This window comes from Streptomyces boncukensis (assembly GCF_011045075.1).
Lineage (GTDB): Bacteria > Actinomycetota > Actinomycetes > Streptomycetales > Streptomycetaceae > Streptomyces > Streptomyces boncukensis.
On the sequence record NZ_JAAKZZ010000109.1, the window covers coordinates 1 to 17,728 of the forward strand.

A 17,728-nucleotide genomic window follows, 5' to 3' on the forward strand; every position below is an offset into this window, starting at 1 on the left:
AGCGGGGGCGGGGCGCGGGGATCGGCAGCCAGCGCGGCTCGCTGCTGGGGCGCTCGTCCCGCACCAAGCCAGGAAGGATCAAGGGGGTCAAGCGGCTGTGACCAACATTCCCGAGACCGGCCGCACGCAGCGCGTCACCATCCGGCTCGTCGTCATCCAGATCCTGGTGGTGTCGCTGCTGCTGACGCTCGGGGGCCGGCTCTGGTATCTGCAGATCCGCAACGGCGACGAGTACGAGAAGGAGGCCGCGGGCAACCACGTCCAGCAGGTCGTCCAGCCGGCCGTGCGCGGCTCCATCCTCGACGCGCGCGGGGTGCCCATCGCGGACAACGAGACCCGGCTGGTGGTCTCCGCCTCCCGCACCGAGCTGATGAAGCAGGACGACGACGGCAGGGCCGTACTCGAACGCCTCGCCAAGGTCCTGGACATGGATCCGACGACGGTCCGGAACAAGGTCCGGCTCTGCGACTCCCGGACCGAGCAGCCCTGCTGGAACGGCTCCCCCTACCAGCCGATCCCGGTCACCGACGACGCCAAGCCGCGGCAGGCGCTGCAGATCCGCGAGCGCTCGGAGGAGTTCCCCGGCATAACGGCCAAGCCGATGGCGGTGCGCCGCTACACGGCGCCGTACGGCGCCGGAGCCTCGCAGGCGCTGGGCTATCTCTCGCCGGTCACCGACAAGGAGATCGAGAAGGCCAAGGACACCGACTCGCCGTTCCTGCCCTCGGACGAGATCGGCCGCTCCGGGCTGGAGCGCGAGTACGACAGCGAGCTGCGCGGCAGCTCCGGCGTGACCCGTTACGAGGTGGACAACCTCGGCCGGGTGATGGGCCGGGCCGAGAGCGACAAGGCCGAGCCCGGCTCCAACCTCGTCACCTCGATCGACTCCCGCGTCCAGGCGGTCACCGAGAAGTCCCTCGCGCAGGCCATGAAGGACGCCCGCAAGGAGTACGACAAGAACACCCGCCGGAACTACAAGGCGGACGCGGGCGCGGCCGTGGTCATGGAGAACCGGACCGGCCGCGTGGTCGCCATGGCCTCCAACCCCACCTACGACCCCAACGCCTGGGTCGGCGGTATCTCCGGCAAGGAGTACGCCCGGCTCACCGGCAAGAAGTCCAACTATCCGCTGCTCAACCGCGCCATCCAGGGCCAGTCGGCGCCCGGCTCGGTCTTCAAGGTGATCCCGACGGCCGCCGCCGTCAAGGCGGGCTACCCCTTCGACGGCCGCTACGACTGCGCCTCCTCGTACGAGGTGGGCGGCCAGGTCTTCAAGAACTACGAGTCCAAGGGCTACGGCTCCATCAACCTGGGCCGCGCCCTGGAGGTCTCCTGCGACACCGTCTTCTACGACCTGGCCTACCAGCAGTGGAAGAAGGACGGCGGCAACAAGCCCAAGAAGGACACCAAGGACTGGTTCTACAAGACGGCGCACCAGTTCGGGCTGGGCAAGAAGACCGGGGTGGACCTGCCGAACGAGGTCACCGGCCGGGTCCCGGACCGCGCCTGGAAGAAGGAGTACTGGGAGGCCAACAAGGACGCCTGGTGCGAGCAGGGCAAGAACGCCAAGACCTACGCCGAGAAGATCGCCAAGGAGAACTGCGCCACCGGCATGAAGATGCGCGCCGGTGACAGCATCAACTACTCCATCGGCCAGGGCGACACGCTGGTCACCCCGGTCCAGATGGCCACCATCTACGCGGGGCTCGCCAACGGCGGCACGCTCTACGACCCCACCCTCGGCAAGGCGATCGTCAGCCCCGACGGCGAGCGGGTGAAGAAGATCGCCCCCAAGGCGCACGGCAAGCTGCCGATAGACGGCAAGACCATCAAGCAGATGGACAAGGCGCTGCAGGGCGTGGCCACCCGGGGCACCGCCGCCTGGCGGTTCGGCAACGCGGGCTGGCCGCAGGACAAGATCAAGATGCGTGCCAAGACCGGCACGGCCGAGGTCGCGGGCAAGCAGACCACCTCGTACTTCACGACGTACACCGACGACTTCACCGTCGTGATGACCATCTCCCAGGGCGGCACCGGGTCCGGTGCCTCCGGGCCCGCCGTCCGGAAGATCTACGACGCCATATACGGCGTCGGCAAGGACGGCGACATCGACAAGAAGAAGGCGCTGCTGCCCCGGCCGGAGTCCGGGCTGCCGAAGATCGACAAGGACGGCGCCATCGAGGCCCGCAAGGACACCGCGTTCGCGAAGGCCCTCAAGAAGGGCGACGGCGCGAAGCAGCAGCAGAAGGAGGGCGCGGCCGAGGCTCCGGCGCAGGCGGCCCGCCGGGAGCAGCGGGGAACGGGGGTGGGGGATTGAGCACCCGCTCCTACCCGCTGACCGGCTACGGCCCCCGGCGCCGCTCGGCGTGGAGCAGGCTGACCGCGCGCGACTCCGTGGTCTGGCGGCTGGACTGGCTGATACTGCTGTCGGCGCTCGCCCTCTCGGTCATCGGGTCGATACTGGTCTACTCCGCGACCCGCAACCGCACCGAGCTGAACCAGGGCGACCCGTACTACTTCCTGCTGCGGCACGTCATCTTCCTGCTGGTCGGCTTCGCGCTGATGGGCGTCACCATCTGGCTCGGCCACCGCAGGCTGCGCGGCGCGGTGCCGGTGATGTACGGCCTGTCCGTCTTCCTGGCCGTGCTCGTCCTCACCCCGCTGGGCGCCACCATCAACGGCTCGCGCGCCTGGCTGAACCTGGGCGGCGGCTTCACCATCCAGCCGGCCGAGTTCATCAAGATCACGGTCATCCTGGGGATGGCGATGATGCTCGCCGCGAAGGTGGACGCGGGCGACCGCGCCTACCCCGACCACCGCACGGTGCTGAACGCGCTGGGTATGGCGGCCCTCCCGATCGCCGTCATCCTGCTGATGCCGGATCTGGGCTCGGTGATGGTGCTGGTCATCATCGTGCTCGGGGTGCTGCTCGCCTCCGGCGCGTCCAACCGCTGGGTCCTCGGGCTGATCCTGGCGGGCACCGGCGGCGCGATCCTGGTGTGGGCGCTGGGCGTGCTGGACGAGTACCAGATCAACCGGTTCGCGGCCTTCGCCAACCCCGCCCTCGACCCCTCCGGCGTGGGCTACAACACCAACCAGGCCCGGATCGCCATCGGCTCCGGCGGGCTCACCGGCAAGGGCCTGTTCGAAGGCACCCAGACGACGGGGCAGTTCGTCCCCGAACAGCAGACCGACTTCGTCTTCTCGGTCGCCGGGGAGGAGCTGGGCTTCGTCGGCGGCGGCCTCATCATCCTGCTGCTGGGCGTGCTGATCTGGCGCGCGTGCCGGATCGCCCGCGAGTCCAGCGAGCTGTACGGCACGGTCGTGGCGGCCGGTATCGTGTCCTGGTTCGCGTTCCAGGCGTTCGAGAACATCGGGATGGCGCTCGGCATCATGCCGGTGGCGGGGCTTCCGCTCCCGTTCGTCTCGTACGGCGGCACGTCCATGTTCGCCGTGTGGATAGCGGTGGGGCTCCTCCAGTCCATCCGCACCCAGAAACCGATAGCGGCCCCCTGACGGGCGCGCCCCGCAAGGGGCAGCCCCGGCCCGGCGGGATGCGCGGGGCTCACACGCGCTCCAGGAGCTCCGCCTTCTTCCGGGCGAACTCCTCGTCCGTCACGACCCCGCGCTCCCGCAGCTCCCCGAGCCGGGCGAGCCGGTCCAGCGCGCCCGCGCCCGCGGACCCCTCGCCCGCCCGCGCCGCGGCACCAAGCTCCGCGGCGGCCGGCTCCGCGCGCTCCGGCGCGAGGAAGAGCCGCGACGCCAGCGCGGCGGTGACCGTACCCATCGTCCCGATGCCGATGACCATCAGGATCGAGCCGTAGACCCTGCCGTCCGCCGTCACCGGCGCCAGGTCCCCGTACCCCACGGTGGTGGTCGTCGTCATCGCCCACCACAGCGCCTCCGGCAGCGAGGTGATCGTCGCGTCCGGCGCGCCCCGCTCCGCCTTCAGCACGGCCGCCGACAGCGCCAGTATGGCCAGCGCCACCACCAGCCCGGTCGACGCCAGCAGCCTCCCCCAAGCTCTCGGCTTCGCTCGAGCAGGGGGTGCCCCCAGCACGCCCACGCCGCGCCACCGACGACAGCCGCCCGATGATGGCCAGCAGCCTCCCCCAAGCTCTCGGCTCCGCTCGAGCAGGGGGTACCCCGAGCGCGCGCAGCGACGGCAGCAGCAGCGCCAGCGCGTCCAGCGGGTTCCGCCGCAGGAAGCGCAGCCGGTTGCGGGCCGCCCCCAGCCGCAGCAGGAAGTCCACGGCGAAGAGCGCCCAGATACCGTAGTCGATCACCGACCAGTAGAACGGCGGGTGCGTCATCGCGGCGGTGGACACATAGACCATCAGGGACAGCACGGCGAGTCCCGTCAGCCAGGGGAGTGTGCGCCTCTCCCAGCGGTCGACGAACGACTCATCGATCATGAACACGGTGTCACTCCAGCTCGGACATGCGGCGACCGGGCATTGCGGGGGGCCGGGCGCGCGATTACGTTCCCGACATGGTGGACGTTGTACGCGAGATTGAGCGTAAATACGAAGCCGAGGCCGGAACGGAGCTGCGGGAGCTGCCCGCCATGGACAGGCTGCCGGGCGTCGCCGCCACCGCCGACACCGGCCCCGTCGCACTCGACGCGACCTACTACGACACCGAGGACGGGCGCCTCGCCGCCCACCGCACCACCCTCCGGCGCCGCGTCGGCGGCGGCGACGAGGGCTGGCATCTGAAACTGCCCGCGGACCCCCGCGACCCCGGCGTACGGGACGAGATCCGCGCACCGCTGGCCGACGAGCTGCCCCGCGAGCTGGCCGCGCTCGTCCGCTCGCGGGTGCGCGGCGCGCCGCTGGTGCCGCTGATGCGGCTGTGCCAGCGGCGCACCGCGCGGGAGCTGCGCGACGCGGCGGGCACGCCGCTCGCCGAGGTCAGCGTGGACGAGGTGAGTGCCGAGCGGTACGGCCCGGCCGGGACCACCGCCGAGTGGACCGAGGTGGAGGCCGAGCTGGCGCCGGGGCAGGACCCTGCGCTGCTGGACGCGGTGGACGAACTGCTGCGCGCGGCCGGGCTGCGCAGCTCGGCGTCCCCCTCCAAGCTGCGGCGCGCGCTGGACGCCACGGCCTGGCAGGAACAGGAGGAGCGGCCCCGCCCGCCCGCGAAGCGCGAGCGGGCCCCGAAGGGGGAGGCGCCGGGGACGGCCGCCGACGTCGTCCTGGCGTACGTCCGCACCCAGGTTGACGCGATCGTCGAGCTGGACCCCGCCGTACGCCGGGACGTCCCCGACTCGGTGCACCGGATGCGGGTCGCCACCCGCCGGCTGCGCAGCGCGTTCCGCTCGTACGGCAGGGTCCTGGACCGCGCCGTGACGGACCCGGTCGGCGCCGAGCTGAAGTGGCTCGCGGCCGAGCTCGGCGTCGACCGCGATCGCGAGGTGCTCACCGCGCGGCTGGCCGAGCGGCTGGACGAGGTGCCGCGCTCCCTGCGCCTGGGCCCGGTCACCACCCGGCTGCGGACCTTCTCGCAGGCCCGCCGCACCGGCTCCCGGCGGCACCTGCTCGCCGTCCTGGACGGCGGCCGCTACCTCGCCCTCCTGGACCGCCTGGACGCGCTGCTCGCCGGCCCGCCGCTGCACCGGAAGACGGCGGAGCGCCCGGCGGCCGGGGTGGTCGAGAAGGCGCTGCGCCGCGACTTCGACCGGCTCGCGCGCGGTGTGGGCGAGGCGCTGGCGTCCGGCCCCGGCGCCCACCGCGACCTGGCCGTACACGAGGCGCGGAAGGCCGCCAAGCGGGCCCGCTACGCCGCGGAGGCGGCCCGCCCGGCCCTGGGGAAGCCCGCCAAGCAGTTCGCCGGGCAGATGACCGAGCTGCAGGAGCTGCTCGGCGACCACCAGGACAGCGTGGTGGCCCGCGCGGCGCTCAGGGACCTGGCGGCCCAGGCGCACGCCGCGGGCGAGCCCTCCTTCACCTACGGGCTGGCGTACGCGCGCGAGCAGGCCATCGCGGCGGAGCGGGAGGCCCAGCTCCCCGGGCTGTGGTCCCGGATCACCCGTTACGCTGGAGGACTGACACTCTGACCCCTTGAGAAAGCGCCCCCGAGATGCCAGTCGAGTCGGTCTTCCCCCAGCTCGAAGCCCTGCTTCCGCATGTCCAGAAGCCGATTCAGTACGTCGGTGGGGAGCTGAACTCCACCGTCAAGGACTGGGACGCGTCCGACGTCCGCTGGGCGCTGATGTATCCGGACGCCTACGAGGTCGGCCTCCCCAACCAGGGCGTCATGATCCTCTACGAGGTGCTGAACGAGCGGGAGGGCGTGCTGGCCGAGCGCACCTACAGCGTCTGGCCGGACCTGGAGCAGCTGATGCGGGAGCGGGGCGTCCCGCAGTTCACGGTGGACGCGCACCGCCCGGTCGGCGCCTTCGACGTGCTGGGCGTCTCCTTCTCCACCGAGCTGGGCTACACCAACCTGCTCACGGCCCTGGAGCTGTCCGGCATCCCGCTGCAGGCGGCGGACCGCACCGAGGACCACCCGATCGTGATGGCCGGCGGGCACGCGGCGTTCAACCCGGAGCCGGTCGCGGACTTCCTGGACGTGGCCGTGATCGGCGACGGGGAGCAGGCGGTGCTGGAGGTCACGGAGCTCATCCGCGGCTGGAAGGCGGAGGGCCGTCCCGGGGGCCGGGACGAGCTCCTGCTCCGGCTGGCGAAGACGGGCGGCGTCTACGTCCCCCGCTTCTACGACGTCGAGTACCTCTCCGACGGCCGGATCGGCCGGGTCGTCCCCAACCGCAGCGGCGTCCCCTGGCGGGTGTCCAAGCACACGGTGATGGACCTGGACGAGTGGCCGTACCCCAAGCAGCCCCTCGTCCCGCTCGCGGAGACGGTGCACGAGCGGATGTCCGTCGAGATCTTCCGCGGCTGCACCCGCGGCTGCCGGTTCTGCCAGGCGGGCATGATCACCCGCCCGGTGCGGGAGCGCTCGATCACCGGCATCGGCGAGATGGTGGACCAGGGCCTGAAGAACACCGGCTTCGAGGAGGTCGGGCTCCTCTCCCTCTCCTCCGCCGACCACAGCGAGATCGGCGACGTGGCCAAGGGTCTCGCCGACCGCTACGAGGAGGACAAGGTCGGCCTCTCCCTGCCCTCCACCCGGGTGGACGCCTTCAACATCGACCTGGCCAACGAGCTGACGCGGAACGGCCGCCGCTCGGGCCTCACCTTCGCCCCGGAGGGCGGCTCGGAGCGCATCCGCAAGGTCATCAACAAGATGGTCTCGGAGGAGGACCTGATCCGCACCGTCGCCACCGCGTACGGCAACGGCTGGCGGCAGGTCAAGCTCTACTTCATGTGCGGCCTGCCCACCGAGACCGACGAGGACGTGCTCCAGATCGCCGACATGGCCGTCAACGTCATCGCCAAGGGCCGCGAGGTGGCGAAGTCCAACGACATCCGCTGCACGGTCTCCATCGGCGGCTTCGTCCCCAAGCCGCACACCCCCTTCCAGTGGGCCCCGCAGCTCACGGCGGAGGAGACGGACGCCCGGCTGGCCAAGCTCCGCGACCGGATCCGCGGCGACAAGAAGTACGGCCGCTCCATCGGCTTCCGCTACCACGACGGCAAGCCCGGCATCGTCGAGGGCCTCCTCTCCCGTGGCGACCGCCGACTCGGCGCGGTGATCCGCGAGGTCTACGAGCGGGGCGGCCGCTTCGACGGCTGGCGCGAGTACTTCAGCTACGACCTGTGGATGGAGTGCGCGGCCAAGGCACTGGACGGCACGGGCGTCGACGTCGACTGGTACACCACGCGCGAGCGCGCCTACGAGGAGGTCCTGCCCTGGGACCACCTGGACTCCGGCCTGGACAAGGACTGGCTCTGGGAGGATTGGCAGGACGCCCTCGACGAGACGGAGGTCGAGGACTGCCGCTGGACGCCCTGCTTCGATTGCGGCGTGTGTCCGCAGATGCAGACCGAGATCCAGATCGGCCCCACCGGCAAGAAGTTGCTCCCCTTGACGGTCGTCAACGGTGGAGCCCGCTGAGGTCGCGAAGCCGCTACGGACACGAGCCCCGCGCCGCTCTTCCCTCTCGGCCCCCCGGGCTGTGTCACGCCGTGCCCGTGATCGGACACGGAGAACGCGCCGTCGTGGATGCGCAGCGCCACCCGATCGTTTGCCGACAGGCGTGGCTCGGTGGACGGCGACCGGCTCAGGTCGAGCGCAGACAGAAGGGGTGTCCGGCCGGGCTGGCGTAGACGCGGCTGCCGGCGCGGGTCTCCGCGGTGATCTCGTCGGTGGGCCGCAGTCGGGTGGCGCCGGCGTCGGTGGCCGTGCGGTCGGCGGTCGCGAGGTCCTCGACGCCGAAGTCGAGGTGCATCTGCTGGGAGGTGCCGTCCGGCCAGTGCGGGGCGGTGTGTCCGGGAGCGGACTGGACAACGATCACCGGGAGGCCGGGGACCTGAACGAAGTGGTGGGTCGGCGTGGGGGTGAGCGAGCCGCCGAGCAGCCGGTGCCAGAAGGAGCTCTCCTGCTCGATGTCGGCGGCGTCGATGATCACGGAGGTCAGGGTGATGGGCATGGGGGTGTCCTGTTCGTGCTGTCGGTGGTTGCTCAGACGGTCGGGATGATGCCGCCGTCGACGCGGAACTGCGCTCTGGTGAGCCATTTCGCGCGGCCGGAGGCGAGGAAGGCGATCAACTCGGCGACGTCCTCGGGATCTCCGGGTTGGCCCATGGGGACCTTCAGGTGGTCCACGATCTGCTGCGTGACCTCTTCGGTGGTGACGCCCTGCTTCTCGGCCATGTGTTTCAGGTGGGCGGTGGCACCGTCGGTGACGACGAAGCCGGGCAGGACGCAGACCACGCGCACCCCGTGCTCGCCGACCTCGGTGGCCAGTTCGCGGCTGTAGGTGTTGAGCGCGGCCTTGGCGGCGGCGTAGGACGCCTCGGTGCGCTGAGGCAGTTGGCTGGCGATCGAGGAGACGTGCACGACGACGCCGGAGCCTCGCTCGACCATTCCGGGCACCAGGGCCCGGTCCAGGCGCACGGCGCTGAGGAGGTTCATCTCCAGGTCCGCCAGCCAGGATTCGTCCGACCGGCTCAGGGTCGGCGCCGGGGCGCTCGCTGCACCCGCGTTGTTCACGAGCACGTCCACGCCGCCTACCTGCTCGACGACACGGCGGCCGAGTTCGGCCACACCCTGCTGCGTGGAGAGGTCCGCCGCGAGAAATGTGGCACCGCTGTCCTCCTCGGGCCGGCTGCGGGAGGCGGCCAGCACGGTCGCGCCCGCGGCGACGAAGCGGCGCACGGTTGCCGCGCCCAGGCCCCGGCTGCCGCCGGTGACCAGTACCCGAAGGCCGTCGAGGCTGTTGTCCGTGATGGGAATGGGGTCTCTCCTCCGTAATATGAACCTGACTCCGGAAACGATACACGTAAACTGAACCAGACTCACCTTATGGGGGTTCTCTTGCCGGCATCACGCCCGCTGCGCGCCGACGCGCGACGCAACCGCGAGGCACTGCTGTCCGCGGCCCGCCAGGCGTTTCTCGGCGGCGACACCGACGCGCACGTCGAGGAGATCGCCCGCAGCGCCGGCGTCGCCGTCGGAACGCTCTACCGCCACTTCGAAACCCGCGAAGCGCTGATCGAGGAGGTCTACCGCAAAGAGGTCGACGACCTGTGCGCCGCGCCCGGCGTCCTGCTGGACCAACACGCCCCGGAGGAGGCGCTGCGGCGCTTCCTGCTGCTGCTCGTGGACCACGCGGCGGTGGGCAAGGGGATGTCCAGTGTTCTGGAAAGCATCATGGCGACGGACTCACCGGTCTTCGACGACGCACGTACCCGTATGGCCAACGCCCTCTCCCTGCTGCTCGAAGCCGGCAGCGCGGCCGGCACCGTCCGCGACGACGTCACAGGCTCCACCTTGTTGCGCGCCCTGGGCGGCATCTGCGGAATGCGCGCCACGGAGGGCTGGCTGGTCGAGGCCCGGCAGATCACCGCCCTCCTCTTCGACGGCCTGCGACACGGCGCCCCGCAGTCACCCTGAGCCGGGGCCGCGCGCCGTGCGCCGGCGGCCGGGACCCTGGCGGTGAAGGTGTAGCGGCCCAGCACGTTGAGGTTGGCGTGCTTGAGCGGGGAAGCGCGGACGACGTCTTCGTCCAGGACGTCGTGCTCGCGCTCCCCGACTGCGGCGTCGAGAGAGCGAGTCGTCCAATTCGATCCACGCCCTAGCTGGGGGGTGACTCGTCGGCGAGCTGGTTGCTGCGGTCGATCTCCGGCATGTGTGTCTCGGCCCAGACCCGCAGGGCGGAGAGCGGTCTTTCGAGGGACAGGCCGAGCTCGGTGAGCCGGTAGTGGGCGGCGGGCGGCACGGTGGGTTCCACGCGGCGCGCGACCAGGCCGTCGCGGACCAGGCTCTGCAGGGCGACGGACAGCATCTTCTGTGAGACGCCCGGGATGCGGCGCCGCAGTTCCGCGAAACGGAGCTCGCCCGGAGCCTCCTCGGCCAGCACCTTGACCGCCATCGACGTCCACTTGGTGCCGATACGGTCGAGCAACTGGCGGGTCGGGCAGCGCGGATCCAGCAGGTCACCGCGCTCACCGGGCCGCTGGTCGCGTCCGGGCCCGGCCGTCCTGCTGCTGCACGGCTTCCCGCATACCTGGGAGCTGTGGACGGACGTCATGGCCGATCTGTCCGGCCGCTACCGCGTCATCGCGCCGGACCTGCGCGGGTTCGGCACGAGCAGCCGGGCCGCCTCCGGGTACGACGCGGACACCCTGGCCGAGGACGCCGCGGCGCTTCTCACCACGCTCGGCGTGTCCTCGGCCGCGGTGGTGGGCATCGACGCGGGCACCGCGCCGGCCTTCCTCCTCGCCCTGCGCCGCCCCGGTCTCGTCCGGCGCCTGGTCGTCATGGAGTCCCTTCTCGGCTGGCTGCCCGGCGCCGAGGACTTCCTCGCCGACGGGCCGCCGTGGTGGTTCGGCTTCCATTCCGCCGCGCCCGGCCTTGCCGAGACCGTGCTGGACGGCCACGAGGCCGCCTACGTCGACTGGTTTCTGAGCGCCGGCACGCTCGGCGACGGGGTGCGCCCCGCCCTCCGGGACGCCTTCGTCCGCGCGTACACCGGCCGCCGGGCGTTGAGCTGCGCCTTCTCGTACTACCGGGCCCTGCCCGAGAGCGCGGTACAGATCGAGCAGGCGGTCGCCACCGCCCGCCTGACGGTGCCGACGATGGCGCTGGGCGCCCGGCCTGTCGGTGCTGCGCTGGAACGCCAGCTCCGCCCGGTCACCGACGATCTCACCGGACATGTCATCCGGGTGCGGGCCGCGCAGTTCCCCGCGCCCCTTGCGGGGCACAGGGTGCTCTGCGCCTGGCGGGGCGGGCTACTTGCTGACGGCGAACCGCATCAGCGCGGGCTGGTCGCCCTGCTTGATCTTCCCGGTCTCGTTGATCACCTCCAGCTTCCAGGCGCTGCCGTCGCGCGTGGCCTTGGCCACGGCGCAGCCGTTGTCCTCGGTGAGCATGCTCGGCCAGATGTCGGCCACCTGCTGGGCGCTGCCCCCGGACGCGTCGTACACCTTGAAGCTGATGTTGCGCGCGTGCTGGAAGGAACTGCCCCGCTTGAAGGCGGCCGCGACGAACACGATGGAGGTGATGGCGCTCGGGACCTGGGCGAGGTCGACCGTCACCGTCTCGTCGTCCCCGTCCCCGTGCCCGGTCTGGTTGTCACCGCTGTGCACCAGGGAGCCGTTGCCCAGCGGGTCGAGGGAGTCGAGCCCCGCCATGCGCACCGGGTCCGAGCCCGACATGGCGATGGCGATGAGGTCGAGATCGGTGCCCTTCTTGCGGCGGATCTTGCCGATCACCCCGCCGCTGGTGCCGGCCGTGGGGTCCCAGGAGACGCCGATGGACAGATGGGTCACCCCGTCCAGGTCCGCCGGGCCGTCGTCCTTCGTGAGCGTAATCATGCGTGGTCATCCTCTTGGTGGACGGACTGCGACAGGGAAGAGTCTGCCTGGGGCCTCCGGCCCAGTCAGCCTCAGGCCCCGGAAATGACGCGGACGGGACGGTCCGGGCAGAACCGGATCTCCCGGCGGGACGTCCTTGAGCGCATGGAACCGGCCCCCCACCCGAAGATCTCGCGCCCCGAGGTGCCGCTGCGCAAGGCGCCGCCGCAGACGCCCGAGGGCTGCCTGGTCACGGCCATCCGACTCCCGGTACGGGTGGTGATGTTCGTCCTGGTACTGCCTGTCCGGATCGCGTGGGACGCGCTCGCCGCCTGCGGCAGGGCCCTGCACCGCACCGCGCTGCGGCCCGCGGGTCGCGTACTGGGCACCGTGCTGGGCGCCGCGCTGGGCCGGCTGTGGGCCACGCTGATCGTCCCGGCGGCACGCGCCGCAGGGGCGGCGCTGGCCTGGCTGGGCAGAGAGCTGCTCGTCCGGCCCTGGTCGGCCCTGTGGCGCCATGTGCTGGCCCCGGCCGGACGCCGGACCGGCGCGGCCGTCGGCCGGCTGCTGCGGGTCCTCGTGGCCACCCCGCTGCAGTGGACGTACGCCCATGTGCTGACTCCCCTCGGGCACGCGCTCACCGCCCTGGCGCACGGCGTCGGCACGGGCTGCGGCCTGCTGGGCCGCCGGCTGCTGGTGCTGCCCGCGCGCCGGGTGTACCGCAAGGTGCTGACCCCGGCGGGCCACGCGGCCGCCCGGCTGGCCCGGGGCACGCTCGCCCTCCTGGCCTGGCTGGGCCGCTGCCTGGTCGCCGTCCCGGCCCGCGCGCTGTACCAGTACGTCCTCGTGCCTCTCGCCCGATGGCTGCTGATCGTCCCCGCCGTGGCGCTCCACCGCCACGTCCTCACCCCGGTCGGCCGCGCCCTGGCCGTCGCCGCCCGGGAGGCGGCCGCCGGGATCGGCTTCGCCTGGCGTGCGGCGGGGCGGGTGTCGCGCTCCGTCTTCGGCTTCCTGGGGCGCCTGCTGCGCGCGCTCTTCGTGACGCCGTTCGTGTGGGTCTGGGAGTACGCCGTCCGGCCCGTGTGGCGGCCGGTCGCGCGGGTGGTACGGGAGACCGGCCTGGCGGTACGGGCGGCCCTCGTCTCCGTATGGGCATCGGTGCGCCAGACGCGGGCAGAGATACGCCGTGCCCTCTTCGGCGGCACCCGAACCCCGGATCGGGAGAGGCCGCTGGAGGGCCGCCGCGTACCCTAGGAAGAAGGACCATCCGCACAAACGCACAACGCGTCGGCGCCGCAGAGCGCACGGCCCGTGTGGGTGCGGACGTCCGCCTCCGTATGCGACGCATATGCCATATACGGTCATAAGCGTCATATGTCCTGTCCACGAAGGGCGGCAGCTCCCCAGTGCCGCCCGGCACCGAGGAGAGAAGCACTGGGCAAGCGACAGCCCGAAGGCCCGCCGCCCGCACCGGCCGTGCAGCGCGTTCGACTGCGCTACACCAAGCGGGGCCGCCTCCGGTTCACCAGTCACCGCGACTTCCAGCGCGCCTTCGAGAGAGCGCTGCGCCGGGCCGGGGTGCCCATGGCGTACTCCGCGGGCTTCACCCCCCACCCGAAGGTCTCCTACGCCAATGCCGCACCCACCGGCACGGCCAGCGAGGCCGAGTACCTGGAGGTCGCCCTCACCGAGCACCGGGACCCGGAGGGCCTGCGCGCACAGCTCGACGCGAGCATGCCCACCGGGCTCGACATCGTCGACGCGGTCGAGGCGCGCGCCTCCGACTTCACCGACCGCCTGGAAGCCTCCGAGTGGGAACTGAGACTCGACGGCGTCGCCCCCGAACGGGCCGGCGCCGCCGTGGCCGCCTTCCTCGCCGCCGAGGCGGTGGAGGTGCAGCGCCAGACGAAGAAGGGCGTCCGCAGCTTCGACGCGCGGGCTGCCGTCACCTCCCTGGCCCTCGCCGAGGAGACCCCTGCGACCAGGGCCGATAGGCCGGGTGACACAGCCTGTGCGATACTGCGACTGGTGGTACGGCACCTGACACCTGCCGTACGACCCGACGACGTCCTGTCCGGTCTCCGCGCTGCGGCCGGCCTGGCGCCGCCGGTCCCCGCAGCGGTGACCAGGCTGGCGCAGGGGCCGCTCGATGAGGCGGCCGGCACGGTGACCGATCCGTTCGCGCCCGACCGCGACGCGCTCCCGGGGCCCACCGGCTCCCTGAGCTCCACCGTCGCGACGGTGCGGAGCGGCGCCGCGTAGGACGGTCGTTGCAGCAAGCGCCGCCGCTGAGGCACGCCAGGGATCCACCCGGGCGGTTGTCCGGCAGGCGAGCGCCATGGACCAGCAGACTTTCGCCGTAGCCGGCCAGGAGCAAGGACCGGAACCGGCGAGTGAGACAACAGCTCCCGTGCGGTGCCCGCGCCCCGGAGAGCGGCTAGCACACCTTGTGCGGGCCGCCTCGGAACGAACGCGAGGCGCGGCACCCGGGAGCGTGACGGGAGAACCGCCCGCATGCTCGAACCAACTGAATCCACCGAGGCCGTGGAATCCCCCCAGCGGAACGGCACCGACGCCGCTTCCGGCGCCGCCGCCTCGACCCCCAGCGACAATCTGCCGGCCCGGCGCCGCCGCCGAGCCGCCAGCCGCCCGGCGGGCCCGCCGGGCGCCGACCCCGCTGCCGCTCCGGCCACCGGCGAGGACCAGGTCCGGACCGAGGCCCGGACCGAGGCGGCGGAGCCGGAGCCCGAGGCGCCGGCCCCGGCCGAGGCCGCACCGCCCGCCCGCACCCGCCGCCGCGCGACGCGCAAGGCGACCGCGCCGACGGCGGAGGCGGCGGAGGCGCCGTCCTCCGAGGCCCCCGAATCCTCCGGGGCCCCCGAGCAGGCCGAAGAGCCCCCGGCCGCCGCCGCGGCCCCGGCGCCCCGTAGTCGGCGCCGAGTGACGCGCAAGAGCACCGCCTCGGAAGCGGAGCAGGCGTCCGAGGCGGAACCCGGGGCGAAGACCGGAACCAAGGCCGAGGCGAAGACCGAGGCGAAGACCGAGGCGAAGGCCGAAACCAAGGCTGAGCCGCAGGCCGAGGCGCAGGCCGAGCCGCAGGTCGAGGCGGAGGCGTCCGCGGAAGCCCCGGCGCCCCGTACCCGGCGCCGTACCGCGCGCAAGAGCACTGCTCCGGAAGCAGAGCAGCAGTCCGAGGCGCCCGCGGCCAAGGCATCTGCGACCAAGGCGTCCGCGACGAAGGCGGCCGCGACCAGGAAGGCCGCCGAGCCCGCCGCCGCGGAGGCGGCCGAGAGCGCCCCGAAGACGGCCAAGCGGTCCGCTGCCCGGTCCGCCGCCCCCGCGACGATGTTCCAGGCGCCGGTGTTCACCGAGCCCGCCTTCCAGACCCCGCAGCGGGCCGCCGAGATGCTGGCCGGCGACGCCGAGGCCGACGAGGCGGAGGAGTCCGCAGCGGCTCCCGCCGAGCGTGACGGAGAGTCGCCCTCCGCTTCCGGTACGGCCGAGAGCCGCCGCCGTCGCCGCCGCGCGGAGCGCCCGGCAGCGGCATCGGCAGCGGCCGGGGACCGCGTCGGCAAGGCCGAGCCCGTGTCCGAGCCCGTGCCCGAGGCCGAGGAGCAGGAGCCGGAGGAGCCCGAGGAGACCGAGGAGCCCGGGTCGGAGGACGCCGACGAGAGCGGCGAGGCCGGAGACCGGCCCGCGCGCCGCCGCCGCAGGGGCGGCCGTCGCCGCCGCCGGGGCGAGGCTGCCGAGGGCGCGGAGTCCGGCGACGGCACCGAGACCGGCAAGCACGAGGCCGGTTCCGACAACGCCGCCGGGTCCGCCGATGGCGCGGAGTCCGACGAGGACGGGGACGAGGCCGAGGGCGGCTCCGGCGCGTCGAGCAGCAGCTCGCGCCGCCGCCGTCGCCGCCGTCGCCGTTCGGGCGACGCGGAGCCGCAGGCCGCCGAGGCGGCGGCGACGGGCGACGACCCGGAGCGCACGGTCGTCAAGATCCGCGAGCCCCGCAAGAAGAAGGACGCCGAGCCCAGCGACGAGGTCCAGGCCATCAAGGGCTCCACGCGTCTGGAGGCCAAGAAGCAGCGCCGCCGTGAGGGCCGCGAGCAGGGCCGCCGCCGGGTGCCGATCATCACCGAGGCGGAGTTCCTGGCGCGCCGGGAGGCCGTCAAGCGGGAGATGATCGTCCGGCAGAGCGGCGACCGCACCCAGATCGGCATCCTTGAGGACGATGTGCTGGTCGAGCACTTCGTGAACAAGGAGCAGGCGACGTCGTACGTCGGCAACGTCTACCTCGGCAAGGTGCAGAACGTGCTGCCGTCGATGGAGGCCGCCTTCGTCGACATCGGCAAGGGCCGCAACGCCGTGCTGTACGCGGGCGAGGTCAACTTCGAGGCGCTGGGCATGGCCAACGGCCCGCGCCGTATCGAGTCGGCTCTCAAGTCCGGCCAGTCGGTCCTCGTCCAGGTGACCAAGGACCCGATCGGCCACAAGGGCGCCCGTCTGACCAGCCAGGTCTCCCTCCCGGGCCGCTACCTGGTCTACGTCCCCGAGGGCTCCATGACCGGCATCAGCCGCAAGCTGCCGGACACCGAGCGCTCGCGGCTGAAGCAGATCCTCAAGAAGGTCGTCCCGGAGGACGCGGGCGTGATCGTCCGTACGGCCGCCGAGGGCGCCAGTGAGGACGAGCTGCGCCGCGACGTCGAGCGGCTGCAGGCGCAGTGGGAGGACATCCGGAAGAGGGCCCAGAAGGGCAACGCGCCCGCGCTGCTCTACGGTGAGCCGGACATGACCGTCCGCGTCGTCCGCGACATCTTCAACGAGGACTTCTCCAAGGTCACGGTCAGCGGTGACGGCGCCTGGGAGACGATCCACGGCTATGTCTCGCACGTCGCCCCCGACCTCTCCGACCGGCTGCAGAAGTGGACGTCGGACGTGGACGTCTTCGCGACGTACCGCATCGATGAGCAGCTCGCCAAGGCCCTGGACCGCAAGGTGTGGCTGCCCAGCGGCGGCTCGCTGGTGATCGACAGGACCGAGGCGATGGTCGTGGTCGACGTGAACACCGGCAAGTTCACCGGCCAGGGCGGCAACCTGGAGGAGACGGTCACCAGGAACAACCTGGAGGCGGCCGAGGAGATCGTGCGTCAGCTGCGGCTGCGCGACCTCGGCGGCATCATCGTGATCGACTTCATCGACATGGTGCTGGAGTCCAACCGCGACCTGGTGCTGCGCCGCCTGCTGGAGTGCCTGGGCCGGGACCGTACGAAGCACCAGGTGGCCGAGGTCACCTCGCTGGGCCTCGTCCAGATGACGCGCAAGCGGGTCGGCCAGGGGCTGCTGGAGGCGTTCTCCGAGCCGTGCGTGCACTGCAACGGGCGCGGCGTGCTCGTCCACCTGGAGCAGGCCACAGCCCCCGCCGGAGGCGGCGGCGGGAAGAAGGGCCGGAAGAAGGGCAAGGGCGGCGGCGCGCAGCCGTCCGTGCAGCCCGCTCCCGCGCTCGAACCGGCGTCCGAGCCGACGCCTGAGCCGGAGCCGGAGCCCGAGCGCGAGCGGGTCGCCGCTGCGGTGGAACCGGCGGCGGCGTCCGTGTCGGAGCCGCTGGAGTTCGTTCCGGACGACGAGCTGTTCAACAGCGCAGCGGAGGCGGAGGCCGCCGCGTCGCGGCCCGGACGGCGCCGCCGGGGCGCCCGCAAGGTGAGCGCGCCCGCGGGCTCGCCGAGGGGGGCGGAGCGGGCCGCCGAGCCGGAGTCGAAGCCGGAACCGGTGGCGGCCCCGGAACCGGACCCCGAACCGGAGCCCGCCCCCGCTCC

At 72.4% G+C, this 17,728-nt stretch carries 13 protein-coding genes and 1 pseudogene; 9 read left to right on the top strand and 5 right to left on the bottom strand.

Annotated elements, in window-relative coordinates:
• Positions 1-97 precede the first annotated feature (97 nt).
• Both mrdA and rodA read left to right on the top strand, forming a co-directional pair.
• The gene (gene mrdA, locus G5C65_RS13335) at positions 98-2,317 is read left to right on the top strand and encodes a penicillin-binding protein 2 (RefSeq protein ID WP_165299012.1); all 2,220 of its coding nucleotides are present in this window, start codon (positions 98-100) and stop codon (positions 2,315-2,317) included.
• Positions 2,314-3,516 (top strand): rod shape-determining protein RodA, encoded by a 1,203-nt coding sequence (rodA, locus tag G5C65_RS13340; RefSeq protein WP_165299013.1) that lies wholly within the window; start codon positions 2,314-2,316, stop codon positions 3,514-3,516. Before mrdA ends, rodA begins: the two co-directional genes overlap by 4 nt.
• Before the next feature lie 49 nt (positions 3,517-3,565).
• Here rodA and G5C65_RS13345 read toward each other — a convergent pair whose 3' ends face one another.
• The gene (locus G5C65_RS13345; RefSeq protein WP_206441741.1) at positions 3,566-4,066 is read right to left on the bottom strand and encodes an ion channel; all 501 of its coding nucleotides are present in this window, start codon (positions 4,064-4,066) and stop codon (positions 3,566-3,568) included.
• Positions 4,067-4,492: 426 nt separating this feature from the next.
• On the opposite strand from G5C65_RS13345, the gene G5C65_RS13350 reads away from it, so the two are divergent.
• Together G5C65_RS13350 and G5C65_RS13355 are read left to right on the top strand one after the other, a co-directional pair.
• On the top strand, positions 4,493-6,058 hold the full coding sequence (locus G5C65_RS13350) for a CYTH and CHAD domain-containing protein (RefSeq protein ID WP_165299014.1): 1,566 nt from the start codon (positions 4,493-4,495) through the stop codon (positions 6,056-6,058).
• A gap of 23 nt (positions 6,059-6,081) precedes the next feature.
• The gene (locus tag G5C65_RS13355) at positions 6,082-8,019 is read left to right on the top strand and encodes a TIGR03960 family B12-binding radical SAM protein (protein WP_165299015.1); all 1,938 of its coding nucleotides are present in this window, start codon (positions 6,082-6,084) and stop codon (positions 8,017-8,019) included.
• A gap of 166 nt (positions 8,020-8,185) precedes the next feature.
• On the opposite strand, the gene G5C65_RS13360 is transcribed toward G5C65_RS13355, so the two are convergent.
• Both G5C65_RS13360 and G5C65_RS13365 read right to left on the bottom strand, forming a co-directional pair.
• Positions 8,186-8,554, bottom strand: coding sequence for a VOC family protein (locus G5C65_RS13360; RefSeq protein WP_165299016.1), 369 nt, complete (start codon positions 8,552-8,554; stop codon positions 8,186-8,188).
• Positions 8,555-8,586: 32 nt separating this feature from the next.
• The gene (locus G5C65_RS13365; protein WP_165299021.1) at positions 8,587-9,360 is read right to left on the bottom strand and encodes an oxidoreductase; all 774 of its coding nucleotides are present in this window, start codon (positions 9,358-9,360) and stop codon (positions 8,587-8,589) included.
• A gap of 81 nt (positions 9,361-9,441) precedes the next feature.
• On the opposite strand from G5C65_RS13365, the gene G5C65_RS13370 reads away from it, so the two are divergent.
• Positions 9,442-10,020: a TetR/AcrR family transcriptional regulator gene (locus G5C65_RS13370; protein ID WP_165299017.1), complete on the top strand. Its 579-nt coding sequence runs from the start codon at positions 9,442-9,444 to the stop codon at positions 10,018-10,020.
• Between the two features lie 181 nt (positions 10,021-10,201).
• Here G5C65_RS13370 and G5C65_RS13375 read toward each other — a convergent pair whose 3' ends face one another.
• Positions 10,202-10,657: a winged helix-turn-helix transcriptional regulator gene (locus G5C65_RS13375; protein ID WP_241265765.1), complete on the bottom strand. Its 456-nt coding sequence runs from the start codon at positions 10,655-10,657 to the stop codon at positions 10,202-10,204.
• On the opposite strand from G5C65_RS13375, the pseudogene G5C65_RS13380 reads away from it, so the two are divergent.
• Positions 10,608-11,368, top strand: a pseudogene (locus G5C65_RS13380) (alpha/beta hydrolase). The gene G5C65_RS13375 and the pseudogene G5C65_RS13380 sit on opposite strands and share 50 nt — an antisense overlap.
• Here the strand turns inward: G5C65_RS13380 and G5C65_RS13385 are convergent.
• Positions 11,358-11,942 (bottom strand): TerD family protein, encoded by a 585-nt coding sequence (locus G5C65_RS13385; RefSeq protein WP_165299023.1) that lies wholly within the window; start codon positions 11,940-11,942, stop codon positions 11,358-11,360. The pseudogene G5C65_RS13380 and the gene G5C65_RS13385 overlap by 11 nt on opposite strands.
• Positions 11,943-12,086: 144 nt before the next feature.
• On the opposite strand from G5C65_RS13385, the gene G5C65_RS40115 reads away from it, so the two are divergent.
• From G5C65_RS40115 to G5C65_RS13400, 3 genes are all read left to right on the top strand, one after another.
• Complete coding sequence (locus G5C65_RS40115; protein ID WP_277608049.1) at positions 12,087-13,175, top strand: hypothetical protein; 1,089 nt, start codon at positions 12,087-12,089, stop codon at positions 13,173-13,175.
• Between the two features lie 222 nt (positions 13,176-13,397).
• Positions 13,398-14,183 carry a TIGR03936 family radical SAM-associated protein gene (locus G5C65_RS13395; protein ID WP_165299018.1) on the top strand — a complete coding sequence of 262 codons (786 nt, stop codon included), beginning with the start codon at positions 13,398-13,400 and terminating at the stop codon, positions 14,181-14,183.
• Between the two features lie 252 nt (positions 14,184-14,435).
• On the top strand, positions 14,436-17,728 hold a 3,293-nt coding region (locus G5C65_RS13400; protein WP_165299019.1), incomplete at its 3' end, for an Rne/Rng family ribonuclease.